23 protein-coding genes are annotated in these 26,286 nt (G+C 56.4%); 5 read left to right on the top strand and 18 right to left on the bottom strand.

Going from position 1 to position 26,286, the window contains the following annotated elements:
- Window positions 1–77 precede the first annotated feature (77 nt).
- The 3 genes from MKY74_RS05385 to MKY74_RS05375 form a co-directional block, all read right to left on the bottom strand.
- Window positions 78–1,082 (bottom strand): alpha/beta hydrolase, encoded by a 1,005-nt coding sequence (locus tag MKY74_RS05385; protein WP_076171913.1) that lies wholly within the window; start codon window positions 1,080–1,082, stop codon window positions 78–80.
- Between the two features lie 168 nt (window positions 1,083–1,250).
- Window positions 1,251–1,664, bottom strand: a complete 414-nt coding sequence (locus MKY74_RS05380; RefSeq protein WP_076171916.1) for a hypothetical protein — start codon at window positions 1,662–1,664, stop codon at window positions 1,251–1,253.
- 10 nt (window positions 1,665–1,674) lie between these two features.
- A complete protein-coding gene (locus MKY74_RS05375) occupies window positions 1,675–2,223 on the bottom strand; it encodes an NAD(P)H-dependent oxidoreductase (RefSeq protein ID WP_076171918.1) in 549 nt (182 codons plus the stop codon).
- A 178-nt stretch (window positions 2,224–2,401) separates the two neighbouring features.
- On the opposite strand from MKY74_RS05375, the gene MKY74_RS05370 reads away from it, so the two are divergent.
- The 3 genes from MKY74_RS05370 (at window position 2,402) to MKY74_RS05360 (ending at window position 5,414) form a co-directional block, all read left to right on the top strand.
- A complete protein-coding gene (locus tag MKY74_RS05370; protein WP_076171920.1) occupies window positions 2,402–3,037 on the top strand; it encodes an HlyD family secretion protein in 636 nt (211 codons plus the stop codon).
- A 12-nt stretch (window positions 3,038–3,049) separates the two neighbouring features.
- On the top strand, window positions 3,050–4,594 hold the full coding sequence (locus tag MKY74_RS05365; RefSeq protein WP_076171922.1) for a DHA2 family efflux MFS transporter permease subunit: 1,545 nt from the start codon (window positions 3,050–3,052) through the stop codon (window positions 4,592–4,594).
- A 190-nt stretch (window positions 4,595–4,784) separates the two neighbouring features.
- Window positions 4,785–5,414: a LysE family transporter gene (locus MKY74_RS05360; protein ID WP_076171924.1), complete on the top strand. Its 630-nt coding sequence runs from the start codon at window positions 4,785–4,787 to the stop codon at window positions 5,412–5,414.
- On the opposite strand, the gene MKY74_RS05355 is transcribed toward MKY74_RS05360, so the two are convergent.
- Entirely contained in the window at window positions 5,356–6,795 is a 1,440-nt protein-coding gene (locus MKY74_RS05355; RefSeq protein ID WP_076171926.1) for an amino acid permease, read from the bottom strand. The genes MKY74_RS05360 and MKY74_RS05355 overlap by 59 nt on opposite strands.
- Window positions 6,796–6,968: 173 nt before the next feature.
- Window positions 6,969–8,228 (bottom strand): alkaline phosphatase, encoded by a 1,260-nt coding sequence (locus tag MKY74_RS05350; RefSeq protein WP_076171929.1) that lies wholly within the window; start codon window positions 8,226–8,228, stop codon window positions 6,969–6,971.
- 236 nt (window positions 8,229–8,464) lie between these two features.
- Here MKY74_RS05350 and fumC point away from each other — a divergent pair, with 236 nt between their 5' ends.
- On the top strand, window positions 8,465–9,853 hold the full coding sequence (gene fumC, locus MKY74_RS05345; protein ID WP_076171931.1) for a class II fumarate hydratase: 1,389 nt from the start codon (window positions 8,465–8,467) through the stop codon (window positions 9,851–9,853).
- A gap of 83 nt (window positions 9,854–9,936) precedes the next feature.
- On the opposite strand, the gene MKY74_RS05340 is transcribed toward fumC, so the two are convergent.
- The 13 genes from MKY74_RS05340 to MKY74_RS05280 form a co-directional block, all read right to left on the bottom strand.
- Entirely contained in the window at window positions 9,937–11,193 is a 1,257-nt protein-coding gene (locus tag MKY74_RS05340; protein ID WP_084203966.1) for an MFS transporter, read from the bottom strand.
- Window positions 11,194–11,373: 180 nt separating this feature from the next.
- A complete protein-coding gene (locus MKY74_RS05335; RefSeq protein ID WP_076171937.1) occupies window positions 11,374–11,961 on the bottom strand; it encodes a TetR/AcrR family transcriptional regulator in 588 nt (195 codons plus the stop codon).
- Between the two features lie 180 nt (window positions 11,962–12,141).
- Entirely contained in the window at window positions 12,142–12,303 is a 162-nt protein-coding gene (locus MKY74_RS05330) for a hypothetical protein (protein WP_163881934.1), read from the bottom strand.
- Between the two features lie 94 nt (window positions 12,304–12,397).
- Window positions 12,398–14,167, bottom strand: a complete 1,770-nt coding sequence (cydC, locus tag MKY74_RS05325; RefSeq protein ID WP_076171939.1) for a thiol reductant ABC exporter subunit CydC — start codon at window positions 14,165–14,167, stop codon at window positions 12,398–12,400.
- On the bottom strand, window positions 14,164–16,044 hold the full coding sequence (locus MKY74_RS05320; protein ID WP_076171941.1) for an ABC transporter ATP-binding protein/permease: 1,881 nt from the start codon (window positions 16,042–16,044) through the stop codon (window positions 14,164–14,166). Before MKY74_RS05320 ends, cydC begins: the two co-directional genes overlap by 4 nt.
- A gap of 5 nt (window positions 16,045–16,049) precedes the next feature.
- Window positions 16,050–17,069 carry a cytochrome d ubiquinol oxidase subunit II gene (cydB, locus tag MKY74_RS05315; protein WP_076171943.1) on the bottom strand — a complete coding sequence of 340 codons (1,020 nt, stop codon included), beginning with the start codon at window positions 17,067–17,069 and terminating at the stop codon, window positions 16,050–16,052.
- Window positions 17,053–18,465 (bottom strand): cytochrome ubiquinol oxidase subunit I, encoded by a 1,413-nt coding sequence (locus tag MKY74_RS05310; RefSeq protein WP_076171945.1) that lies wholly within the window; start codon window positions 18,463–18,465, stop codon window positions 17,053–17,055. The genes cydB and MKY74_RS05310 overlap by 17 nt, the downstream gene beginning before the upstream one ends.
- Window positions 18,466–18,750: 285 nt before the next feature.
- Entirely contained in the window at window positions 18,751–19,233 is a 483-nt protein-coding gene (locus tag MKY74_RS05305) for a hypothetical protein (protein ID WP_076171947.1), read from the bottom strand.
- Between the two features lie 280 nt (window positions 19,234–19,513).
- Entirely contained in the window at window positions 19,514–19,816 is a 303-nt protein-coding gene (locus MKY74_RS05300; RefSeq protein ID WP_076171949.1) for a hypothetical protein, read from the bottom strand.
- A gap of 61 nt (window positions 19,817–19,877) precedes the next feature.
- A complete protein-coding gene (locus MKY74_RS05295) occupies window positions 19,878–21,944 on the bottom strand; it encodes an iron ABC transporter permease (RefSeq protein WP_084203956.1) in 2,067 nt (688 codons plus the stop codon).
- 8 nt (window positions 21,945–21,952) lie between these two features.
- Window positions 21,953–22,984, bottom strand: a complete 1,032-nt coding sequence (locus tag MKY74_RS05290; protein WP_076171951.1) for an ABC transporter substrate-binding protein — start codon at window positions 22,982–22,984, stop codon at window positions 21,953–21,955.
- A gap of 201 nt (window positions 22,985–23,185) precedes the next feature.
- On the bottom strand, window positions 23,186–24,820 hold the full coding sequence (locus MKY74_RS05285) for a hypothetical protein (protein ID WP_076171953.1): 1,635 nt from the start codon (window positions 24,818–24,820) through the stop codon (window positions 23,186–23,188).
- Window positions 24,817–25,614, bottom strand: a complete 798-nt coding sequence (locus tag MKY74_RS05280) for an ABC transporter ATP-binding protein (RefSeq protein WP_076171955.1) — start codon at window positions 25,612–25,614, stop codon at window positions 24,817–24,819. The genes MKY74_RS05285 and MKY74_RS05280 overlap by 4 nt, the downstream gene beginning before the upstream one ends.
- 190 nt (window positions 25,615–25,804) lie before the next feature.
- On the opposite strand from MKY74_RS05280, the gene MKY74_RS05275 reads away from it, so the two are divergent.
- The gene (locus MKY74_RS05275; RefSeq protein ID WP_432206615.1) at window positions 25,805–26,233 is read left to right on the top strand and encodes a DUF2500 domain-containing protein; all 429 of its coding nucleotides are present in this window, start codon (window positions 25,805–25,807) and stop codon (window positions 26,231–26,233) included.
- Window positions 26,234–26,286: the final 53 nt, after the last annotated feature.

Raw genomic sequence — 26,286 nt, 5'->3', positions numbered from 1 at the left:
ATCATAATAAAACTCCGGATGCCTTCACAGGCGCTTCCGGAGTTTTTTTCGAATGAACGATGTTTTCAGGTCAGGATTTAACCCTCCACGGGGGTCAGAACAGCCTGCGGCTCCGATCCGGGAATCATCTCCTTTTCCGTCCCCTTCCCTAACCGGATATAACGCCCAATAAATTGGCGTATCCTGCGTTCGTACTCTTTTTTGTCCACAAAATAAGCGTTCGCATGCGAAGCCCCCTGAACCACATAGACTTCCTTATCCCCTGCCGCGGCATCCACAAGACGGTGCAGCATCGCGTATGGGACAAAGGTATCGCGGTCCCCGTGAATAAACAGAATCGGGAGCTTCGTCACGCCGACCTGCTTCAACGCTGAGGCTTCTCCGAAGGAGTATCCTGCCCGCAGCTTGCACATCAGGCTGGTTGCCGGCAGCAGCGGAAATGGCGGGAGCTTATACATCTGCTTGAGTTGATGGGTCAAAATGTCACGCACTGACGTGTAGGCACAGTCCGATACGATGCACTTCACCTGACCCGGGAGCTCCTCCCCGCTTACCATCAGCACCGTCGCTCCGCCCATGGATACGCCGTGCAGTATGATTTCCGCCCCGGGTCCGCTGCGGTCAATGACCGTGCCGATCCACCGCATAATATCCCTGCGGTCCGGCCAGCCAAACCCGATGTAATTCCCTCCGCTTTGGCCGTGCCCCCGGTTATCCGGCATCAGCACGTTCATGCCCATCTCATGGTACAGCTTAGCAAAAGCCCCCATTTCCCGGCCTTGGCTGGAATAGCCGTGCACGACGATGGCGGTTTGGCGGGCAGGCGTGGATGCGGGGATGAAATATCCTTTGAGGGCAATTCCGTCCGAGGACGTCAGCTCCAACGTTTCAACGGGCTGGCTGCGGAGCCACTCCTCCTCCAGCTCCCAGGGGTGCTCTTCTTTGACCAGCGCCGGATCGGCTTCCAAAAACTCCTTCGTGCTGCGCTTGATGCCCACATTATAAAAATAAGCACTTGCCGCGGCCAGCAGCAAAACGATCACGGCCAGGCAAATGATGGCGACCCATACGGCGGTGAACATGATGGTGATCTTTCCCTCCCGGTCTTAGGCGATTATTGGATATGTATAAAATAACATTCCGCAGCACGGCATACAATGGCGGTTCTGCGTCCGTTCCTCACGATCACGCAAAAACAGCCCTTTCGGTCCATCACCGAAAGCGGCTGTTCGCTGTGCTGCAGGATCGTGCTACTTTTTGTTCTTCGCCATCGACCGCAGCGCTTCCCGGTAGGCGTTGTCCGTACTGTAGTCCGGCTTTGGCGCCGGGGGCTCCTCCTTGGCCGGCGTGCCTCCGGCGAACTGCCGGAGAGCATCGCGGTAAGCCCGGTCGCCCTGCTGCTCCGCAGCCTGCGGCCTCCGGGTTGTCACCGGCACCGGCTCGGGTCTTCTTACCGGTTCAGAGGCCACCGGTCCGGTGGTTGCCGGCAGCGGTTCCGCCGCCTTCACAGGTTCAAGATGAGCGGCTGGCTCCGCCGCCTCTGGGTTGTTTGGGACGGATTCCGGAGCATCCTTTTTTTTCGCCGTTTTCTTGGACATCCGGGCATTGTAAATAAAAAGAAAAACCAGGGCGAGGACAGCCAGAACGATAAAGGCGATAATCATAGCCTGTACCTTACCTTGCTGCCGAGGAGAATCGTCCGGCCAATTCGGCTACGCGCTTGCCTAATGCTCGGCCCAGGGCGAGGTCGTTTTCGCCGGGCAGGTTTTTGGGATCGTCATCCGAAAGCTCCACGGGACACGTCACACCCACGCCGTAATACGATCCGTACAGGGCATTCTCCGGTATGTTTCCGGGAAGACCGACAACGATCATGCCGTTGTGAAGCATCGGCGTCAGCAGGTTGATCATGGTGGATTCCACCCCTCCATGCACGGTTGCTGTCGTGCAGAATACGGCCCCTACTTTGTTGACCAGTTTGCCCTGCGCCCACAGGTAGCCGAGCCGGTCAATCCAATTTTTGAGTCCTGAGCTGATGGTTCCAAAATGCCCCGGGCATCCCCATACGATGGCGTCCATATCCTCAAGTTTATAAATGTCCGCTTCATTGACGTGAGCGATCTCTGCTTCAGCTCCGTCTACGCCCTTAGCCCCTTCCCATACGGAACGCGCCAAGGCTTCCGTGTGGCCGTTTTCGCTGTCGTAAACCACGTACACTTTCATGCATAACTCCCCTTTCATCAACTGGATTTCTTATTTATCCCCAGGGCAGCGTTCCTTTATCCTAGCAGTGATCCGGGAAATTCCTCTGCTGAATATGAATGGGGCAATTAGGAGATGCTCTTGGATATCTGTTTTCAATCGATAACTAGGAAGCAACTTTAGGAGGGATTATGCTTTTATGAACTCGCGTGCACTGCTGGTCAACGTTGTAGTCGTCATCATTGTGCTCGTCCTGGGCGGCGCGGCCATTTATTACTACAACCAGACGTCCAACTACATTAAAACCGACAACGCCCAAGTCACCGGACAGGGGGTATCCATCACCGCACCAGCGGCCGGCAAGCTTACGACCTGGAACGGATCCGTCGGAAAGTATTACAATTCCGGCGATGTCGTAGGAAGCGTAACTTCCGGAGGTACCCGGGTCGATATTACGTTCCCTGTGAACTCCACCATCGTTCAGCAAACAGCGGTTCCCAATTCTTTTGTATCCCCGGGAACTTCGCTGGCAAGAGCCTTCAACCTGAACAACCTGTGGGTTACAGCCAATATTGAAGAAACCAAGCTGGATAAAATCAAGGTCGGCCAAACCGTCGACGTCTACGTTGATGCTTTTCCGGATACATCGCTAACCGGCAAGATCGATCAAATCGGACTGGCTACCTCGTCTACGTTTTCGCTGTTTCCAACGACGAATTCCAACGCCAACTACACCAAAGTGACGCAAGTCATCCCTATCGTCGTAACCATTGAAGGATATAAAGGCCTCGGGCTCGTTCCAGGCATGAATGCGACTGTCCGAATCCATATTTAGGGGGCTTGTCTAATGGAAAATATACACTTGGGGCGGACGTTGACGGTACTCATGCTTGGGGCGTTCGTCTCCATCCTGAACCAGACGCTGCTGAACGTGGCGATCCCCCACCTGATGAACGATTTTAACGTGTCCGCAACGACGGTGCAGTGGCTGTCCACCGCCTACATGCTGGTGAACGGCGTGCTCGTTCCGGTCACGGCTTTTCTGATTGAGTCCTACGGGACCCGGGTGCTCTTTATTACGGCCATGAGCCTATTCACCATCGGTGCGGTGCTCTGCGCCGTCAGCACCAACTTTCCGCTGATGCTGTTCGGCCGCGTTGTGCAGGCCAGCGGGGCGGGGATCATTATGCCCGTCGTGATGAACGTGTTCCTGACGGTTTTCCCGCCCGAAAAACGCGGGACCGCGATGGGCATGATGGGGATTGCCATGATGTTCGCACCGGCGATCGGACCGACGTTATCGGGATGGATCGTGGAGCACTATACGTGGCGCATCCTGTTTTTCATGGTCATTCCGCTGGCCGTTCTTGATATACTGTTCGCCCTGAAGTGGCTGAAAAACATCAACCGCCTGACCAAACCGAAATTCGACTTCTGGGGCGTCGTCTTCTCTACCCTGGGCTTCGGGATCCTGCTGTACGGGTTCAGCTCCGCCGGAGACAAGGGCTGGACCAGCTTTACGGTGCTTGGCTCGCTGATTGTTGGCGCCATATTTATCATCCTGTTTATCGTGCGCGAGCTGAACATGGAATCGCCGATGCTCGATTTCCGCGTGTTTAAGTACGACATCTTCTCGGTTTCGACGGTCGTCGGCGGCCTCGTCAACATGACGATGTTCGGAGCGATGCTGCTGCTTCCGATTTACCTGCAAAATATCCGCGGGTTCACCCCGCTCCAGTCCGGCCTGCTCCTTCTGCCAGGGGCGATCCTGATGGGGATCATGTCCCCGATCTCGGGAGCGATTTTCGATAAAATCGGCGCACGGCCCCTGGCCATTATCGGGCTGCTCATCACTGCGGTCATGACCTTTGAATTCAGCCGGTTGACCGACGCTACGTCGTATTCGCATCTGATGATGCTCTACACGATTCGCAGCTTCGGCATGTCGCTGATCATGATGTCGGTACAGACCGAGGGACTCAACCAGCTTCCCTACTACCTCGGAAGCCACGGAACCGCGATGTCCAATACGATGCGGCAGGTGGCCGGGTCGATCGGGACCGCGCTGCTGGTGACGGTGATGTCGACGCGGACCACTTTTCACATCGCGGAATCGTCCACGCTCTACAACGAAGACAATCCGTTCATCATGCAGGATATCGCTGCACTTGGGCAGGAGGTTGCCACCACCGCAGGGGTTCCCGCCGAGACCGGCGTATCGCTGGCACTGCAGTCGGTGCTGGGGCTGGTGTCGTCGAATGCAAGCATCAACGGGATTAACGACGCCTTTATCGTGGCGACCTGGTTCGCTATCGCCGCCCTGTTCTTTTCCCTCTTCCTGCGCCGGGCGCGCAAAGGCAAACGGTCCGGGAGCCCGGCCAAGCAGCCCTAAGCTTCTAGACCCAAAGCGCAGCACCAAGATATTGGGCCTCATGATCGGGGTACATATACAAAGCCGCTATCCCGCATGGGATAACGGCTCTTTTATTTTTCGGACAAGATTTGCTTTTTTAGTCGTACAAGCAGAGCCCCTCTCATAGGATGTAACAATGCGACAGACCGATGAAGGGGGTTCTCTTTGAATGAGTGTATGGATCAGCCATTTCCTGCTTGGCCTTTCCCTGGCCGCTCCGATTGGTCCCATCAATGCGGCACAGATGGACCGCGGGCTGCGCGGAGGCTTTTTACACGCGTGGCTGGTGGGCCTCGGGGCCATGGTGGCCGACGGAATTTTTATGCTGCTTGTGTATTTCGGGGTCATTCATTTTCTTAACATCCCTTTTATGAAAACGTTTCTGCTGCTGTTCGGCTTTTTTATCCTGACTTATATCGGCGTAGAAAGCCTCCTGACCGCAGGAAAAGCGGGTATGGAAACCCGCAGCAGTAATGAATCGCATGTGAAATCCTTCAGCGCCGGCTTTATCATGTCCATCTCTAACCCGCTGTCTATCCTGTTCTGGATGGGGATTTACGGGTCGGTTCTCGCCGACATGATCGCCAAGTACGAAGCCAAAGAGGTGTTCCTGTACAGCTGCGCCATCATGGCCGGCCTCCTGCTGTGGGATGTGCTGATGGCAATCGTAGCCAGCATGTTCCGGCGGGTGCTTACGCAGCGCCTGGTCAGCGCGATTTCGGTCATTTCCGGCATTTCGCTTATCGGATTCGGCCTCTACTTCGGATACGAGGCATACCGAATTTTGTTCGGGTCCTGATCGTTCTCGGGCCAGACTCTGCGTGCTCTTCGGTATGGTACGAGCCCTTCTTCGACCCATCAGTCTTGTTCCAGAAATGGCGCATGACCAGCGTAACACAGCCGATCACGACGATAAATCCGAGACTGATGAAAAAACCGGGACGGCTGATTTTATGAAACAGCGTTCCGATCAGTGTCAGGGTGATCAGCGCCATGCCGATATACCTCTTGGCTTTGCCCCATCCGGTCAGCTCCAGCAGCTTGCCGGACGTGACGAGAATAAACATCCAGTTATACAGCAGCATCATGCCCGCAGCCGTCGTAATGTACTCATATACGCTTTTCGGCATCAGCAGAGCGGATACCACGGAAGCGAGGAGCCCCACAGCCGTCAGACCGATGGCCGGCAGGGGCTTTTTGCCTTCCTTCTTCTTGCCCTTAATGAAAAAGGGCGGTGCGTCCCCATCGCTGGCCAGCGTAACGATCATCGTCGTCACCGCAAACAGCGAGGCCGTCATCGTCGAGAAGCCGGCAATAATGAGGACCGCATTAAACAAATGCGGCACAAACGGAAGTTTATAATCGACAAGAGCCACCACAAACGGGCTCTCCTCGGCGGCATAGGATTTCCATGGCTCGAGAATAAGCGCCAGTCCGATGGAAATGACATAAATGGACACTAACAGCAGCAGCATCACTTTGCCAGCCTTCGGCGCGTCTTTGGGCTCCTTCAGCCTCATGGTCATCAGACCTAACGCTTCCAGACCCCCGTATCCGTAAAAAGCAAAAATGAGCGCCGCCCAAAATCCTGTGAGCCCGCCCGGTACCCAATCCCGCGGAAAGGCGGGACCGTGAGCTTTGGTCGGGAGTACGCCGGATACCGCCAGAATGGCGATGACCATAAACATAAAGATCGCCGCAATTTTTAGCACGGCAAAAATGTTCTCCATTCGCTCGAATCCCTTGGTTCCAATCCAAATAATAAGGAGCCCGAGAACACCGTACCCCGCCGCAAAGCACCACATCGGAACCTGCGGAAACCAAAAGCGCGAAAACAAGGCAAGCGCCGTTAATTGGCTCCCCATAATAAGCAGCTCCGACGACCAGTACACCCAGCCGCTGCTGAACCCTGCCCACCGGCCGAAAGCCTTCTTGGCGTAAGAGCGGAACGAGCCCTCCATCGGATCCTCCGCTGTCATTTGAGACAGCTTGTCATAGACCAGGTAGGCTCCGAACGCCGCCAGGGCGTACGCAACGACAGCGGAAGGGCCGCCGATCTCGATCGCAATATGAGAGCCCAGAAAAAAACCCGTACCGACCGTGCAGGCCACCCCAAGGAGCGACAGCTGCCACCATTTCAGTTTCTTTTCTTTCGTCTGGGAGCCTTGATTCTGTGCCATAAATGATTCCCTCCACCGTATTGGTCGAACTCTGTTATCATCCCCTGGAGGTGACATCTTATGTACATTATGGCGGGCCCCGAAATACCAAAAAACCGCAGCTGCAGGGACTTTCGCCATCCTGCAAACTGCGGCTTTGAAACAATAGATTTATGATTCCTTTTAACGATTCGTTACTTCTTGATTCCCCAAGCTTTCAAAATGGCATCATGCACATACGTGTTTTCGTAGACGCCTGCAAACAGCTCGGCTCCGCTGCCCGTAGCCGTCAGCGGCACGTCCACGCCGGAGTGGCCGGAAGTCGTCCAGTCCACATAGAACTGATTCTTCGAGTTCGCGATGGCGAACGGACCGTCTTCCTTCGAGATGCCGTCTCCGGACTCGTCCTTGTCATCCGGCTCTTCAATTGTCAAACCGCCTGTCTCATGGTCGGCCAGCACAAGCACCAGCGTGTCAGGATGCTTTTTCGCGAATTCCTTGGCGACGCCTACCGCTTTATCCAGCTCCTGGCCGGCTTTGATCGTCAGCTTGGCGTTATTTTCATGCGCCATTTCGTCCGTACCTTCTTCCTCCACCATCAGGAAAAAGCCCTTTTTATTCGTAGAGAGTGTATCGAGCGCCTTTTTCGTCATATCCACAAGCGGTACCGTCGGGTTGTACAGGTCGCCTTGTCCTTCCTCTCTTTGCTGGAACATTTCTTCATTGGCGAACAGGCCGAGAATTCTGCCGTTCTTCGCTTTGCTCAGCTCTTCTTTGTTCGTTACAAATTGATATCCGAGCTGCTTGGCTTTCTCCACCAGGTTGCCCTGAGTGCCCTTGCTGCCTTCCGACGGATCTTCAGCAGGCTGGTCCGGATGCGGCCCCGGCGTACCTTGCGGGTACCAGAAATCCTCACCGCCGCCCAGCAGGACGTCTACTTTTTTCTCCAAGTATTGCTTGGCGATATCGCTTTGCTTCGAGCGGTCCTCCACATGCGATGCGAATGCTGCAGGCGTTGCGTCGGTAATTTGGCTCGTCGTCACCAGGCCCGTGGATTTGCCTTTCTCCTTGGCGATTTCAAGCAGCGTTTTGACCGGTTTTTTGTTGGCGTCCACGCCGACGGCTCCATTGTAAGTCTTCACGCCGCTGGCAATCGCCGTTGCCGCTGCAGCGGAGTCGGTGACCGTAGTTGTGGAATGGGTACGAAGAAGTCCAACATATGGCATATCGTCCATTTGCAGCTTGCCGTTAACGCCAACCGTGCTCAGACGGATGGCATCGCGAGCTGCGGTGCCCATGCCGTCACCGACAAACAGGATCACGTTTTTAGCTTTGCCCGCATTGGGCGATGGAGCTTTCGAGTTTCCTTGGGCGCTGACCGAGCCCGTAAAAATTAAACTTGCCGCCGCGCTCAGGCAGAAAGCGGTTTGAACCAGACGTTTACTGCGTTTCATTCATCATTCACTCCTTTAAAGGATTCTAGCATGTCCCCATTATAGGAGCCGATTGTTAAACGGGATGGCGGAGTTTGTAAAATGTATTTCATCTTTACGAAGAGGCATGCGGATTGGGGCCGGACAGGTCCAAACTGGTTTCGGGTGAAATCTGTTTTCTCCTGGTCCCCGGATTATGATATATTTCATATCAGGAAGACCTATTTTTCATAGAAGTGGAGAAGGAGGAAACACAATTGGAATTCAGAATTGAGAAAGACACCATCGGCGAGATCAAGGTTCCGGCGGACAAGCTTTGGGCGGCGCAAACCCAGCGCAGCTTTGAAAATTTTGAAATCGGCACGGAGAAAATGCCCCTTGAGCTGATTCGTGAATTCGCCATCCTCAAGAAAAGCGCAGCTCTCGCCAATAAAGAGCTCGGCAAGCTGAATGCAGAAAAAGCCGACGCTATCGTCGCAGCGGCCGACGAAGTGATTGCCGGCAAACTGGACGATCATTTTCCGCTCGCCGTATGGCAGACCGGAAGCGGCACCCAGTCCAACATGAACGTAAACGAGGTCATCGCCAACCGGGGGAACCAGCTGCTTCAGGAACAAGGCAGCGACCAGCGTATCCACCCGAACGATGACGTCAACAAGTCGCAAAGCTCCAATGACACCTTCCCGACCGCTATGCATATTGCCGCCCTGATCGCCGTGGAGGATCAAGTCCTGCCTTCCCTGGTGAAGCTGAAGGAGACTTTCCGGGCGAAGAGCGAGCAGTTTATGGATATTATCAAGATTGGCCGGACCCACCTACAGGACGCGACTCCGCTGACCTTGGGACAGGAAATCAGCGGATGGCACCGGATGCTGGAGAAAAGCGAAGGCATGATCCGCAGCAGCCTGGAGTCCCTGCGCGAGCTGGCAATCGGCGGGACCGCGGTAGGAACCGGGATTAACGCCCATCCGAAGTTCGGCGAGATGACGGCAGCCAATATCAGCAAGCTGACCGGCAAAACGTTCACATCGGCAGAAAACAAATTCCACGCGCTCACGAGCCATGACGAGATCGTCTATGTTCACGGCGCGCTGAAAGCGCTTGCCGCTGATCTCATGAAAATCGCCAACGACGTGCGCTGGCTGGCCAGCGGTCCGCGCTGCGGCATCGGCGAGCTGACGATCCCGGCCAATGAACCGGGCAGCTCCATCATGCCGGGCAAGGTCAACCCGACGCAGAGCGAAGCACTGACGATGGTCGTCTGCCAGGTTATGGGCAACGATGCAGCGATCGGCTTCGCGGCGAGCCAAGGCAATTTCGAGCTGAACGTGTTCAAGCCGGTCATCATCTATAACTTCCTGCAGTCCGCCCGCCTGCTGGGCGACGCCATGCGCTCATTCAACGATCATTGCGCCGTGGGCATCGAACCAAACCGCGCAGTCATCGAGCGCAACCTGAATCAGTCGCTCATGCTCGTGACGGCACTCAATCCGCACATCGGCTACGAAAACGCCGCCGCGGTCGCCAAGCTGGCACACAAGGAAGGCCTGACGCTGAAAGAAGCGGCCCTGAAGAGCAACCTACTCACCGAAGAGCAGTTCGACGCGGTCGTGCGTCCGGAGGAAATGATTCATCCGAAGGAATAGTTAGAGATAGAAAAAAAGTCGAGTTAAGGTCAGGAATCTTCCTGGCCTACTCGACTTTTTTTATTTCTCTCACCATACTCCCCTCAGCTTGTCATTGCCCCTCGGTCTGCCCCTGCGGCGGCAGGTTTGGCTTTGGAGCGTGCCAGCCGGATTTCCTCCTGCTTTCTCGCGGCGTAATAACGCCGGAAGCGGACGGAATAACCGAGCATATACAGCACCAACAGCGAGGCCAGCGTGTTCAGCACCACGAGCGACACATGCAGATCGAAAAAGTACGTCAACACGCCGGTGCCGACAACCGGTACGATAAACCCGGCATAGCCGGCAAGGTAAAAGGTCGTGATGACCTTTGACCGAGCCTCGGCGTGCGGCAGCTCACCAGCCAGACGCAAGCTGATTTGGAACGTCCAGCCGCTGCCAAGGGCTTGAACCAGTACCCCGATCCACAGCAGAACGATGCTTCCGGTGGATCCTGAGAATACGACCAGCCATGCCCCGATCGACAGCAGCGCGATGCCCAGCCGAAGACGGGTAACCGGTTCGCTCGCCAGCGGCAACAATTGCAGCAGGGCCCCTCCTCCAAGCAGCAACAGGATCAGCAGGCCGGAGACGGACAAGTTGGATGAATGGAGCACGCTTTTCACAAAAGAAGGAATCAGGGACAAAATAATACCATTCAGCGTAAACAGCGTAAAGATCGGCAGGGCGCTGAACGACCAGAAATGCGGGCTGATCTCGGACGGCACTCCCAGCGATATCGGTGCAGGTGCTGCTTTCGGCTTGCCTTTTTGAGCCAGAAAATCGGCATCCTTTAACGTTTCCAGAGCCATCCACGCGGTCACCAATAATGCCGTCAACAGCCAGAAAGGAACGCGCAGCGGCATCAAGTGCAGATACTGAATGACCAGTCCCGTCAAAGCCGGACCGAGACCGAATCCGACCGAGACCGTTATACCCGATAAGGTGATGGCCAGCGGGATTTTATCACCCGGCGTCTGCTTCAGCAGAAACGCCACCGCGGTACCGGTAAACGTCCCGTAAGCGATCCCCTCCAGAATCCTTGCGGCATACACGAGCCATGCCTGCTGACTGCCCATAAATACCAGAGTGGCAAGAATGGAGATCCATATGCTGATCCGGAGCACCCGCTTGAGCCCCCAACCGCTTCCCCGGGATCCGGAGACCAGCAGTGACGGCAGCAGGAACAAGGCGTATACCGCAAACAAAATCGTGATCTGCAGGCTGCTTAAATGGTAACGCTCCTGATAGAGCGGAAATAACGGGGACGTAAACGTCGCCCCGATCGACATCATTAAAATGATCCAAAGCATGCGTTTCATATGATTACCCTCACTTTTATTGGAATGTTCGTTCAAGAAAAAGGGTTAAAAATCGGCCTCCTCCCTACAAAAGGGAGAAGCAGCCGGTGCTGTAACTGCATTTATCTGAACGCTCGTTCAAGAAAATCTCAAAAAAATAGGGTCCAGACTCGCTGAAAACTTCCCCATTTCTATTTATCTTTAAAAAACCGTAGACACCGCGACGGCACAAATATCCTCCAGTACGCCGCGATCAGCCGTCGTCCGGGCCATGACATGGACGCCCTGCTTGACGCCGTTCAAAAAACGGGCCAGCTGGCGCAGACTTTGCTTGCTTCGCACCAGCCCTTTGTTTTGCGCCCGCATCAAGAAGCTGAACAGCAGCCCTTCTGTATGCATATAGTGCGCATCGATCCGGCTGGCGACGTTCGGGACATAAGCTACCGCTCCCAGGGTCGTGTTCGTCATGAGGCAGCCGCGCCCACGGGCCGCGTTACTCAGCGAAACGTCCATCACTCTGGAAAAATAACGCTCCAGCTGCTCCTTGGGCGAGTCGCTGTCCTCTTTTAAAATATAGTTGTAATTCTCGTCCGTCCTTGCGCTGAAACGGTCCAGGCAGGCCAAAAACAGCTCGTGCTTGTCGCCGAACGTATCGTACAAGCTGCCCCGGTGAATCCCGAGATGATCGCACAAATCCTGGATTGAGGTGCTCTCGTAGCCCTTCTCCCAGAACAGGTCCAGCGCCTGGTCGATGGCTTTCTCCTGGTCGAATTCCTTATGTCTGCCCATACCGTAAACGCCCCTTTCTTGATCCTGATGTGAGGATAACATTTTCTTGAACGTGCAGTCAAGTATTTTGCACAAAAACAGGCGGGACGCCCCCGATCTTCACGATCTCCTTAAGGCGTCCCGACGTCATATCGCTGCTATAAATGGAAAATGGTCTTTTGGCCAAAGCCCGAGGGCCGATTATTCGTTATCCTGGGTTGGCTGCTGGCTGAACGCTTCTTTAGCGTCCTTCACCATTTCTTTGGCGAACTCTTCTCTTTGTTTGTCCGGTACCGGCATTTTGTTCAGCTCGGTTCTTTGGACTTCGTATTTGCTAGGCTCTTGATCGTTGTGATTCGTCATGTCCGGGTGCACCTCCTTTAATTGCAAAAAACTGCCCAAGTGGTAGGATGCACCAGTCCGGTTTTTTTATGCATGGCTAGCCTTCCACAGCCGCTTAATTGGCCTTGATCAGCAGCGCCTCCGGCCGGTCCAGCTGGTACAAGCTGCGGTAGCGGGGCTCGTTCTCCATCAGCTCGGCATGGCTGCCGCGCATCACGATCCTGCCGTCCTCCATAAACACGATTTCGTCCATGTGTTCCGCTCCGGCCAAATGATGCGTCACCCAGATCAGCGACTTCCCCTGCAGCGAATCGAGCATGATCCGGATCAGCTCATTCTCTGTCCGGGGGTCCAGGCCAACCGTCGGTTCGTCCAGCAGGACCACCGGGTTGTTCCGCAGCCAAATCCGGGCCAAAGCGATCCGCTGGCGCTCGCCTCCGGAGAACCGCTGACCGGTCTCGTGCATCCGGGTATGGTAGCGGTCCGGCAGCGATTCGATCAGCCGGTCCAGCTTCACCTGCCGGGCGGCCCGCACGATATCCTCCTCGCCGGCGTCCTGGCTGCCGAGCCGGATATTGTTGGCCACGCTCGTATCGAACAGATGCGGATTCTGGTTCAGCAAGGAAACGATATGGGGCATATGCTCCCCGATCGCCGCGGCCGGAACGCCGTTCAGCGTGACCTCGCCTTCGCTAGGGGTAAGCGCCCCTTCCAGCAGCTTAAGCAGGGTCGATTTGCCCGCACCGCTGCGGCCGATGATGGCGACCTTTTTGCCCTGCGGAATATCGAGGGATATGTCCCGAAGTGTCCAGGACGAATCGCCTTCATAGCGAAAGCCGGCGCGTTCCACCCGAATATGAACGGCGCCGCCGGCCATCGCCGCGGCTTGATCCCCGCTCACCTGTCCGTTTCCGTATCCATTCACGTTAGACTCCTCCCCTTCCAAATCCGAGAGCCGCCGCAGGGAATCCCGGTAGCGGGGAAGATGCTCCACGGCTTCCGAGACCGGGAGCAGCGCATCCGTCACCGGGAACACGACCAGCACAAAGGCTGCGATCAGCACGGCCGGCAGCTTCCCGTCGGCATACATTCCTGCCGCCCAGACCAGCACCGCCAGCAGGATCAGGCCGACAACGCACTGGCCGGCCAATTGTCTGAAGCGTACCCAGCCGCGGAGCTTCGCATCCGTTCGGGCGGCTTCCCCGGCCTTCGCCTCGTATGCCGCCAGAAAATGGGCCTCCCGGCCGCTGATCACCCAATCGCCCATGCCCAGCACGGCATCGGTCAGCTGCCGGTACATGCCGGCTTTCTGTGTTTTGGCCAGCTTCGTTAGGGCCTTGGTCATCAGCAGGGATAGCCACGGCAGAATGCCGACCAGGATGAACATATACAACGCCAGGACCAGGGCAAAGCGAAGATCCCAGCGGCCCACCGCCGCTGCGGCTGCCGCGTACATGACCAGCGCCGACGCTCCGGGAAACACGGTCCGCAAATACACATCCTGCAGATGCTCGATGTCGGCGGACAGCACGCCCAATACGTCTCCGGCGCGAAACCGCGACTGGATCCAGAGCGCCTGCGGCTCCAGGATCCGGTACAGCCGCTCGCGCATGGAGGATACGATCCGAAGGACCGTATCATGGCCCGCCAGCCGCTCGCCATAGAACAGGACGGCCCGCCCGATGCCGAACGTGCGGACGAGCACGATCGGCACGTATACCATCAGAATGTTCTCCGGGCGCAGCGCCGATTTGGAGATCAGCAGTCCGGAGGTGAACATCAGGCCTGCCGCGAACAGCAGCGCGAGACTGCCAAGCCCGATAATCAGCAGGCAGCGTCCCCAGTGGGCCCGGATGTACGGTAATATCCATCCTTCTTTTCTCACCTTACTCCCTCCATTTGCGATCGAATCAAAGCGTCATACGCCCCGCCCTTGCCGAGCAGCCCCGAATGGGTGCCCTCCTCAACGATTCTGCCGTGGTCCATCACCAATACACGGTCCATATCGGGCATCCAGTGCAGGCGGTGGGTGGCCAGAAAAACAAGCTTGCCCCGGAACAGGCGCAGCATCGTTTGCTTCAGTTCATACTCGGTTTCAATATCGAGATGGGCCGTCGGCTCATCCAGTAAAATAATCGGCCGGTCGCTCAGAAAAGCCCTGGCGAGCGCCACGCGCTGCGCCTGCCCGCCGCTCAGCTGGCGCCCGCCCTCGCCGATCGGCTCATCCAGGCCACTTGGCAGACTGCGGACCAGCCCGGCAAGGCCGGCCGCTTCCACAGCCTGCAGCGCTTCCTCCCGGGACGCCTCCGGCGAGTAGAACCGGATGTTGTCCAGCAGGGAGCAGCTGAACAGATACGGATTCTGCGGGATGTAAGTGATCTGGCTGCGCCACGCTTCACCGGCCAGCGAACCGACCGGCGTCCCGTTCAGGCAAATCTCGCCTGCATCGGGTGCGAGGAACCCGCCCAGCACGTCGATCAGCGTGGATTTGCCTGCACCGCTGGCGCCGATGATGCCGATGGTCGGCATGCCCTGAACCTCAAAGGACGCGCCATCCAAGGAACGAGGGCTCTGAGGGTTCTGAGGGCTCTGGGGGCGCTGCCCCTGCCCTTGCTCCTGCCCGGACCCATCCGTACAGCCCTCAGCTGGCCGGTCAGCCCCAGCCTCCCGTCCGCGTTCCGCACCATCCGTCTCCGGTGCTGAACCGTACGCCTCAGCCTGGTGCTGCACGGTCACCCCCGACAGCGTCAGCCGGCTGAACGGCGACCAGCGCCAATCGACGCCCGGACCCGGCGCTCCGTCGGAATCAGCCGGCTCTTCCGCCGGCCGGTCCAGGATGGACTGCATCACGGCGCCCGCCTCTTTGCCGTCCTGCGTCGCATGGAAATCCGTACCGACCTGCCGGACGGGCAGGAAATATTCCGGCGCCAGGATCAGCACCGTCAGCGCGGTGACCAGCTCAAGCTGGCCGTTCACAAGCCGCAGGCCAAGGCCGACGGCGACGACGGCCACCGACAGCATCGTAAAGAAGTCGAGCGCGAACGAGGACAGGAAGGCGACGCGCAGCGTGCGCATCGTCGCCCTCCGGTAGCGGTCGCTCACCTTGGCTACCGATGCGCCGTGCTCCCGGCTCTGCCCCAGCAGCTTCAGCGTCTCCAGGCCGCGCAGCGAATCGACGAAGTGGTTGGACAGCACCCGGAAGGTGTCCATCTGCTTCTCGGCCTGCTTGCGGGCCGCCAGCCCGATGAGGATCATGAAGGCGATCAGGATCGGCATGGAGACCAGCAGAATGACGCCGGACGTGATGTCGCGGAAAAAGACGTAGGCCAGAATCAGCCAAGGAATGATGGACATGCCTGCCATCCGGGGCAGGATCAGCTCCAGGTATTTGCGGAACTTCTCCGTCCCTTCGAGCGCCAGCGTGACCAGATGGCCCGTGCCTTCGGTTCGCGCAAACCGCGGGCCGAGCCGGAACAGCTTGCGCAGCACCCGCCCCCGGACATCGGCAGCGGTGCGGTCCGCAAATGCGCTGCCGATTTTCTGCTGCAGCAGTCCGAGCCCGTGCCGGAGCAGGAAAGCACCCAGGAACATCGAGATCCTGCCGGTCTGCCCGGATAGCGGCGCCCCGGCGAACAGAGCCGACACGGCCTCTGCCAGCCCCTTGGCCATCATCAGGATGGAGACGCCTTGCAAAACCGTCAGGAGCAGCATGACGGCGAAAACGGGCTTTATCCCTTTGTAACCCAGCAGCTGCTTATCCATCGTGCTCAGTACTCCAGATGGCTCTGCTCGTGAACCCGTTTATGAAAGACGAAATAGCTCCAAATCTGATAGCCAAGCACGAACGGCAGCAGGGATAAAGCCACGATCGTCATGACTTTCAGGGAATACGGACCCGATGCGGCGTTGGTCAGCGTCAGGTTGAACGCCTGATCGATCGAGCTGATCATGACGTTCGGGAACAGTCCGGCAAAGAAGAAGGCAATCGTCAGCGCAATGACGGCGCCCGTCATGCCGAATGCCCAGCCGTCACGGCGCTTGGCGATGAAAACGGCGGCCAGCACGTAAGCGGCGACGATCACCACGCCCATGACGGTCAGCAGGAAGGCACGGCCCTCAAAAATGTCCGTTTCGAAATAGGTCATCGCCCCGAACGCCGCAATCAGTACCGCCAGCGGGGCAAGCAGCACCTCCGCCAAGCGGCGGGCCCGCACCTGCAGGTCGCCGGTGACCCGAAGCGTCGTAAACATCAGTCCGTGCACGAGGCAGAGCACTACCATGGTGAGCCCGCCGACCACGGAATACAGGTTGACGATGTCGCCGAAGAATCCGGCTTTCATCTCCATCGCCTGGTCGATCGGCAGCCCCCGGATCAGGTCGGCGAAGACGACGCCGAGCAGCAGCGGCGGCAGCAGACTGCCGATGAAGATGACGACATCCCACGTTTTTTTCCAAGCTGCGGTCTGCACCTTGCCGCGGAATTCAAAAGCCACCCCGCGCCCGATCAGGGCGAGCAGCAGGAGCACGAGCGGCGTGTAAAATCCGCTGAACAGCGTCGCGTACCAGTTCGGGAATGCGGCGAACATCGCGCCGCCGGCCGTCAGCAGCCACACCTCGTTGGCATCCCAGAAGGGGCCGATCGAATTGATCAGCACCCGGCGCTCCGTATCGTTTTTGGCCAGAATGCCCGTGGACATCCCGACCCCGAAGTCAAAACCCTCCAGAAAGAAAAACCCGATAAACAGAACAGCTACAAGGACAAACCACAGCTCATTGAGAGACAGCATGCGGAACTCCCCCCTTATCAAATGGATCGGCCGACTCATTCGAATGAGCAGCGTTGTCGGCGTACGGTCCTTTTTTGATGACGCGGACGAACAGATACACCATGACCACCGCCAGAATGGCGTAAATGGCCGTAAAAGCAATGATGGAGAACAATACCTGGCCGGCCGTGACGCTCGGCGACACCCCGTCGGCGGTCGTCATCAGACCGAATACGGTCCAAGGCTGGCGTCCAATCTCCGTCATGATCCAGCCCGACGTATTGGCGACAAACGGCAGCGAAATGGCAAACAGCATCAGGCGCATAAACCAGGTGTTGCGGTTGTCGAGCTTTTTGCGTGCCGCAAGATAGGCGCCATACAAGCTGAGCACAATCAGCAGCGAGCCGCTGGCCACCATGATGCGGAAGCTCCAGAAGGTCGTGCGCACCGGAGGAATGTAATCCCCGGGGCCGTACTGCTGTTCATATTGGGACTGCAGCTCCTTCATCCCCGTCACTTCGCCGGAAAACTTGCTGTAAGACAAGAAGCTGAGCAGGTAGGGAATTTGAAATTCCCCGGTATTGGTCTGATTTTTCGTATCGATAAATGCGGTGACCGTCCACGGCGCGGGATCGCTGCTCGTTTCCCAGAGCGCTTCGGTCGCAGCCATTTTCATCGGCTGGGTCTTCACCAAATATTGCGCCTGCTGGTGGCCCACCAGTGCCACGCCGATCGAGGACACAAGCCCGATGATCACCGCGATGGCAAAAGATTTTTTGAAAAAGGCGGTATCCTGTTTCTTCAGCAGCTTATAAGCGCTGACCCCGGTGACCACAAAGGCCCCGGTCATAAAAGCCGCCAGAATCGTGTGCGGGAACTCCAGCAGCAGCTGGCCGTTCGTAATCAAAGCTAGAAAGTCGTTCATCTCCGCACGGCCGTTATGGATCGTATAACCGACCGGACGCTGCATAAAGGAGTTGGCCGCCAAAATCCAGAACGCCGACATCACCGTGCCGAACGCGACCAGCCAGATGCAGATCATGTGGACCTTTTTGGACAGACGCTCCCACCCGAAAATCCACAGGCCGATAAACGTCGATTCGAGGAAAAACGCAAGCAGCGCTTCGATCGCCAGCGGCGCCCCGAACACGTCACCCACAAAGCGGGAGTAAGCCGACCAGTTCATGCCGAACTGGAACTCCTGCAAAATCCCCGTCACCACGCCGACGGCGAAGTTGATCAGGAACAGCTTCCCCCAAAATTTAGCCATTCGTTTGTACTCTTCTTTGCCTTTGACGACATACATCGTTTCCATGATCGCGATCGTGAACACCAGTCCAATGGACAGCGGCACGAAAAAAAAGTGAAAAATCGTCGTCGCGGCAAACTGGATACGTGACAGCATAACTACATCCATCGTCTCTTCCCTCTTTCCTGTCGTTATTCTTAAAACCCGCCTAACAGGTTCCGATAACTTGGCTTCATCGTTTCTTCCTGTATCATGGCAGACTTTGAATCCGAATATTGTGATAAATGTCACAATACAAAGCCCAAATCGTTGATTTTGTGAAATTAGTCACAAAATATTAAAAAATGAGGCCCTTCAAGCACAAAAAAGACGCCCGCACCTTTCGGCGCAGCCGTCCAATTCTTCAGTTCCTCTATATATGTTGCCTGCTTCAGGCTCGTTCGTGAAATCATGCTAGTCCCGTGCCACATAGTATTTATTGGTCATGTACCAGGCATCGCCCTTATCGGTCGGCACTCTGCCCTTCTTCTTGTCCAAAAATACGATTTCCTTGCACTTGGAACAATACCATTTGGTCGTGTAGTATTGGGAAAAGGTCGTGTAAGTCGTACCGCATTTGCAATCGACCTTGAAGTACACCCGGTTTTCTTCGTACGCCTTCGACAGCTGATCCGTGTTGTCGGACTCCGAAGAAGGAACCACGGGCTTGATCAGTTCAGCGTAATTGGAGAACCGATTATGCACTTTAAAATCGGCGACCAGCTCCGGATTCAGGCCAAAAAACTCCTTACCGATCGCTGTGATGAATTTCGCATCTGTGCGATAGCACTCGATCCATTCCTGAATCTGCTTATTGGATAAAGGTACAGTTCCTTTAATGCCGCTATTCAAGGTGTAGGTCATGATGCTCAAATTCTCATTGTCTTCATAGAACATTAATTCGGAAACCTCCTTATGATTTCAATTAATAATGTACTACTTCTGAGGGACAGAATCAAAGTGAGAAATAGTGCCAAGTGCCGGAAATATAAAAAAGCCCCCTTTCGGGGGCCTTCCAAAGCGGGAAACCCGCAGCTGCCGGATGTAGAGCGCTTTAATACGGCATGCGTGCGGCTTCATTTTTTGTATGAAATTACGACAAAAGGATAACATTTACCAGCCATTTTGTCGAAATCCGCCTGGTGTAAACGGTTGTTAGCCGCAGAAACAAGTCCGATTAAAGACGACGGTATGGGCCGGGATACGGACCGTGTGGATAGTGTGGATGCGGAACATGATGGTGACGGCCGTCCGCCAGCACAATCACCAGCAGATCAAACAGTACGAGCGGCAGAATGAAAGGAAAAAACGAGATATGCGCCTTTCCGGGACTGCTCGAGACCGAGGAAACCTTCAGGTATACCTTGGAACTGCTGACCTTGACGATCTTACCGTAGAACGTGCTTCCGTACTTCGTCTTGATCTTTACCCGGCGGTTCATATACTTCTTGGCAGCCGAATAATGTTTGGATGTCGTCATGCGTCTCACCCCCTTCTCCCCAGCTTATTCCAGCTGAGGCGAAGGGAGCCGGGGCGGAAGGCTATTTCCTGAGCCGGTTGGAGCGGAACATCAGAAAGAGCAGGTAAGGCGTTCCGATGACCGCTGCGACAAGACCGACCGGAATTTCCTTGGGGGCGATCAGCAGCCTGCCGACGATATCGGATATGACCATCAACAGGCCCCCGAGCAGCGCCGACAGCACGACCGCGCGCCGGGTATGATGCCCGGTCAGCAGGCGGACGGCGTGCGGGGCCAGCAGGCCGACGAAACCGACCGTGCCAACGGCCTGAACGACGGCGGCCGCGATGAGCACGCCGATCAGCGCTGTGAGCAGCCGGGCCCGCGTCAGCGCCAGGCCAAGCCCCTGGGATACGGCATCGCCGAATCCCAGCAGGTCCGCCCGGCGGCCGATCAGCCAGGCCGCCGGAAGCAGGACGATCAGCAGCGCCGCCAGCCTGATCAAATCGCTCCAGCCGCGGGCATAGACGGTGCCGGCCAGCCAGGCCAGCGCCGGAGCAGCCCCCATACCGGAGCGGATGACCAGGAACTGGATCGCCGCGGCGCAGGCCGCCGACACGGCGATGCCGACCAGCGTCAGCGTGCTGGTCTCCAGCCCCTTCCGCCAGGACAGCACGCCCACCACGGCTGCTGCGCCCACAGCGCCCACGATGGCCGCAGCCGGCAGCCATCCGCCGGAGGCGGCCGGGAAGAGCACGATCAGCAGCAGCGCCCCAACGCCCGCGCCGGAGGTGACGCCCACCACCGAGGCATCCGCCAGCGGATTGCGGACGGTGCTCTGCAGCATGACGCCGGCCACGGCGAGACCGGCTCCGGCCAGCAGCGATACCAGCAGGCGGGGCAGACGCATATCAAGGATGATATTGCGATACATCGCCTCCCCGCCGCCGCTCAGGACCGCGAGCGTATCGTCCAGCGGGATGCGCAGGCTGCCTGCCGATATGCCGATGACCGATGCCAGCAGGATCAGCACCATCATGGCGGCAAGCAGCAGCGGGTACGGCGGGCGCTTATGCAGCACGCCGGCGCTCATCCCGCCTCCGCCGTCCGCCGCAGCCGTGCGGCTGGCCCGCAGCGCCAGCCAGATCAGCCACGGCGCGCCGAACAGCGCCGTGACGGCCCCCGCCGGCAGCTCACCGAGCGTGCCGCGGAACAACCGGGCAATGGCGTCGGCACCCAGCAGGATGACCGCGCCCCATAACGCGCTGCCTGGAATGAGCAGCGCATGCCGCCGCATCCCGAGCAAGCGGATGAGATGCGGGGCGATCAACCCCACAAAACCGATCGGGCCCACCACGCTGACGGTGACCCCGGCGAGCAGGACCGCCGCGGCGAGTGCGGCGGTGCGGGCCAGCCCGACCCGCTGGCCCAGCGCCTGGGCGGTCTCGTCCCCCATCTCCAGCAGGTCCAGCTGGCGCCGGAACAGCCATGCCAGAACGAGGACGCCGGTCACCCACGGCCAGCTGTAGGCCGCTCCGTGCCAATCGTTCTGGTTCAGCGAACCCGAGCCCCAGACGAACAGCCCATTCGTCTCGTTCTCAAACAGCAGCTGGAGCGCGCCGGTGAACGAGGCGAGCACCAGCGACACGATCATGCCGGAGAGCGCCATCCGGACCGGCGTGCTCCGGCTTGCCCCAGCCAGCAGGTAAGACAGCCCTGCGCCCAGGCAGCCGCCGAGCAAAGCCGTGATAAGCGGTGACGAATGAATCAGGGACGGCATAAAGATCGTGCACAGCACCACGGCAAAATAAGCGCCGGCATTGATGCCGAAGGTTCCCGCTTCCGCCAGGGCGTTCCGCGTCACCGTCTGCAGCAGGGCGCCTGCCGCAGCCAGGGCGGCACCAGCCAATATGCCCATGACGGCTCTGGGCAGCCGCAGGCCGCGAATGGTCTGGTGTTCCGCGATGTTTTCCGGGTGAACGATCGCCTCATACACCGTACGAAGCGGAATATGAAGCTCCCCTTGCGTCAGGCTCAGCACCAGAAGGATCACCAGAAGAACACCTCCCCCGGCAAACACCAGCAGATTCAGGCTGATTCGGCGGTTTTCCGGCCTTACGGCAGCCACCGGTTCCGTCACCGGCTCCATTACCGGCTTCATTGCGTCAGCAGGCTGACCGTCTTATCGACCAGGATTTTCGCCGACAGCGGGCCGCCGTATACCCACATATCGCCGCCGAGAGAATACGTTTGTTGTTCCTTGACGAAATGCAAGCCGTTCCAGACGGCATTGTTCTTCATCTGCTTCTCGATAATGTTATCATCGTCCTGAACGACGTACAGCAGATTGGCATCCTGTACAGGTACCAGCGATTCCACTGTCGTCTGGGCGTAGCCGTCCTCCGGAAGGGGATTAGGCTGATAGGCATTCTCGAAGCCCGCACGCTTCAGCGCGCCTGCAGCAATCGAGTTGTCCGAGTACAGCAGCATGACCGCCGCATCCTGATTCGAAAAGCCTTGAATCAAAGCGTATTTCACATGTTCTTTGCCCGCGGCCTTCAGCTTCGCTTTGGCATCGTCAAAGGTGGCCTGCACGTCAGCGAGCACCTTCTCGCCTTCTTCTTTCTTGCCGACGATATCGGCAATCGTCCGGAAGGAATTTTCCATCGTGGCGTATTGATCCTGGGAAGCTTCTTTGGAGTAGTTATCAAAAACTACGGTCGGCGCAATCGCCTTTAGCTGCTCGTAAGTATCCTTCACGCGGAAATTTTCCGCGATAATCAGGTCCGGTTTGAGGCTTGTAATCAGCTCCAGACTGGGCTCCTGCCGCGTACCTACATCGATGACGTCCGCCGACAGCCCCGGCTGGGCGTTCACGTATTTCTTATACCCTTCCACGTCGGCGACACCTTTGGGTTGAATGCCCAGTGCAATCAAATCCTCCGCGTACGTCCATTCCAGAACGACGATGTTTTTCGGCGTCCCTTTCATCTCGGCGGTTCCCATCGAGTGTTGGATCGTGCGCACCTCTTCCTGTTGGGCCGGTGTGCTTGAATCTCCGCTGCCAGCCTGTGCCGCAGCTCCTTCCTTGGCTTCTCCCCCCGTACTGCAGCCTGCAGTGAATAAAGCGATGAGGCAGCACATGATGAACGGGGCGAACAGCCCCCTTTTTAACCGGAATGTCTTCATGAACACAATCTCCCTCTCTGCTATGTAATTATTATTGATATTGAGAATCAGTATCAATTAAATATCTAAATGATATTGGTTCTCAATTGGGATGTCAATAGCGATTTTGGGCATTAAAAAGCGGCCTTCCGCCGCATTGGCGGAGCCGCTTATGTACAGCTTGATAGAAGACCGCTTGCTGAATATATTCCGGCCCTTAGCTTAAAGGTTACGGAAGGCCAGTTTCCATGCGGCAATATTGGCGATCAAGGCCACAGCCATCAGCACATATACTCCGTAAGTCGAGAAACGGAGTGCAAAATGAAGCCCTGCCATGGCCCCCAATATTAAAAAAAGTAGGAGCATCAGGCCGGTCCTTCCGGATTGCGTTCCTGCCTGAGCGGGTTCGGTAAACGGCATCTCCAAACCCATCAGCCGGAAGCTGATCACGGTATACAGCAGGGTCATAACGAGTATGACCAGCAGATCCGGCAGGATCCTGACGCCGAATATCACCGTAAAGATCATGCTCTCCACAACGAAAATCGGCAAAATAAGCTGAGCAATGCATGCTTTAAGCGTGCCTTTATAGACAGGCTCATGATTACGCAGCGGTACGGTATTGAAAATCCACGCCCCTTTCGGCGTGCTGGTGTACTGCAGCATCATGACGGCGCTGGGGATCATCACGGCACAGAAATACATAAACAAATAAGAGTTGCCTGCACGAATCTCCTCCCAGCTGCTGCCCGAATTAAACGTATTAAACATGAAAATAAACGGAAAGATGAGCGAGAGTCCCAGCGAAGGGTACACCTTTAGTTTATAATCCCGCTCCTTCCGGATCATGCCGAGCGCAAAGCGGAAAAACACCTGCTCCTCCCGGCTTCTGCAGATCCAGCGCCCCAGAACATCCGGCCACCGTCCGCCCCTTCCCTTCTTGCGGGCAGTCTGGGTGGACAGTTTCCGCAAATTGGCTTCAAACGAAGGGATCATCCGAACATAAATCCATACGGCCAGGAGCGGCAGGAGGACCGACAATAGGCTGAAAACGATGATCGCCTCTCCCCTATGTCCACCGAACAGCCATTCAAACGGAGCCGCAAACCAGACCGGGAACAGAAATACATGCCACCATTGGGCTTCATACCCGATCTGCAGATCCACTAAATTGAACACTCTGGCGATGAGCTGATAACCAACCGCCATGACCATCGTGAGGCCGATTTGCACATAATTGATGATGTCCTTCAGCTTTTCTCCGTCGAAGAAGCGGAGGACGAGCCAGTACAACAATGCCGTTATCGCGACGATCAGCAGATCCATCAGTACGATCTCCAGCACAAATACCAAAAAGAACAAGATACCATAACGGAACAGGACACCAACGAGCGGTGCGGCCGTAATCGAGCCTGTAATAAAAAACAAATAAATCATGATATGAATGGCCTTAGCCATATTGATCGTCTTAGCGTTCACCGGTTTGGAACCCAAAATGGTATGGTCCCGAACGTCCAGCAATACGGAGGAGAAGTCGGAAATCATCGACGTCGTGATCATAAACATCAAGATACCGAATACGATGCTCATCTGAAAAATAAGGTTGTGACCCATGACCACGAACGGCGTCATGACCGCCCCCATCACGGCATAGATCCACAGCGACTTAAGAAATTGGTTCGACAGCTCATCAGGATCAGCAGATCGGGAAGTTTTACCGATGAGTGTCGGCGCCCGGCGGCCATCCATCGTGAGTTTGACCTGTAGTATACGGCGCATCTGCACATAATCCATCCCTGCCTTTTCGAATAAACCCTTGCAGCGGTCCAGCAGAATCAGCGTTTTGAAATCATTCATCGCTGTACCTCTTTTACAATGGACACGATTCGGGCTGCCGTATCTTTATGCTCATGATACCCGGTCAGCTCTGTAAAAATCTCTTCCAGTGTTCCTTCATGCAGCTGTTCCTGCAGCTGCTCGAAGCTGCCGTCGGCGACAACGTTCCCTTCATTCAGCAAAACGATCCGGCTGCTGATCTTCTCCACAACCTCCATAATATGAGACGAATAAAAGATCGTTTTGCCTTCGGCTGCAAGGCTCGCCAGCATTTCCTTCACCACCATAACGCTGTTTGCATCCAGTCCGCTGAGCGGCTCATCCAAAAAAAGGATGTCAGGATTATGCAGGAGGCTTGAGATTAACAGTACCTTCTGGCGCATGCCTTTGCTTAAAGAGGAGATCCGGTTAAAGTACACCTCTTCCAAGCCAAACTGCTCCATCAGCCGCTGCGCCTTGTGATCGGCAAGCCGCCGCTCAAGACCGTACAGCTCGCCAACGAACGTCAGATATTCCTGAGCGGTCAAGCTATCGTACATCTCGGCGATCTCCGGAACATAGCCGATCTTGGCCTTATACTCTACCTCTCCGTCCGAAATATCCTTGCCGAAGATGCGAACCCGGCCGCTGTAGCCTTTGATCAGTCCCAGCATGATTTTGACCGTCGTACTTTTTCCCGCGCCGTTCGGGCCGATATATCCGATGATTTGCCCTTCATACACATCCAGGTTGATGCCCTTCAGAACCTGCTTTCCCCCATAGTTCATTTCGAGTCCTTGGATGGAGATGATCGGCTCACGGTTTGATTCTGGCATAGCAGCTCCCCCTATCATCTTATTTTCCAAATACTAGCATAGCAGATATAGAGATGGAAGCGGACCTTGAATCATACAATCGCCGTATTTTTTGCCGATAATCGACAACTTTCCTTCGTTTTACGCGTTCTACACAATGTCCGGTTGAATGCACACCAAACCGGCATCATGAAAGGAGAATAACGTTATGGTGACTCCCGGGCCACCGCCCTTTGGCGGAGGAGGCTTTGACTTCTTCGATTTTATGTTTAGAATTTTCCCCTTTATTTTCGGCATCGTGTTCATCATCATCGTTGCCAGCTTCATTATGAATGGTGCCCGTTATTTCAAAAATGCCCGTACGCCCCGGTCATCCGTGTACGCCCGCGTCATTTCCAAACGGATGGACATCCGCCATCATAGCGGCAGCCATCATGATAATGGCAGCGGCTTTGTCAATTCCAGCGGCTCCTCCAGAACGTACTATTACATCACCTTGGAATTTGATAACGGGGAGCGGAAGGAATATTTGGACGTGAAGCATCTGTACGGCTTGGTTGCCGAAGGAGATGAGGGTTATGCCGCGGTCCAGGGTGATTGGATCGTCGGTTTTGAACGGGAGGTTGGGCAAACGCCCTAAAACGGTAAAAGCAGCCTTGGCCGCGGGTACAATCGCAGGACAAAGGCTGCATT

The organism is Paenibacillus sp. FSL R5-0378 (assembly GCF_038009285.1).
Lineage (GTDB): Bacteria > Bacillota > Bacilli > Paenibacillales > Paenibacillaceae > Paenibacillus_AQ > Paenibacillus_AQ favisporus.
Note: the sequence above shows the minus strand (reverse complement) of the source record. Positions and strands in the feature narration are given on the sequence as shown.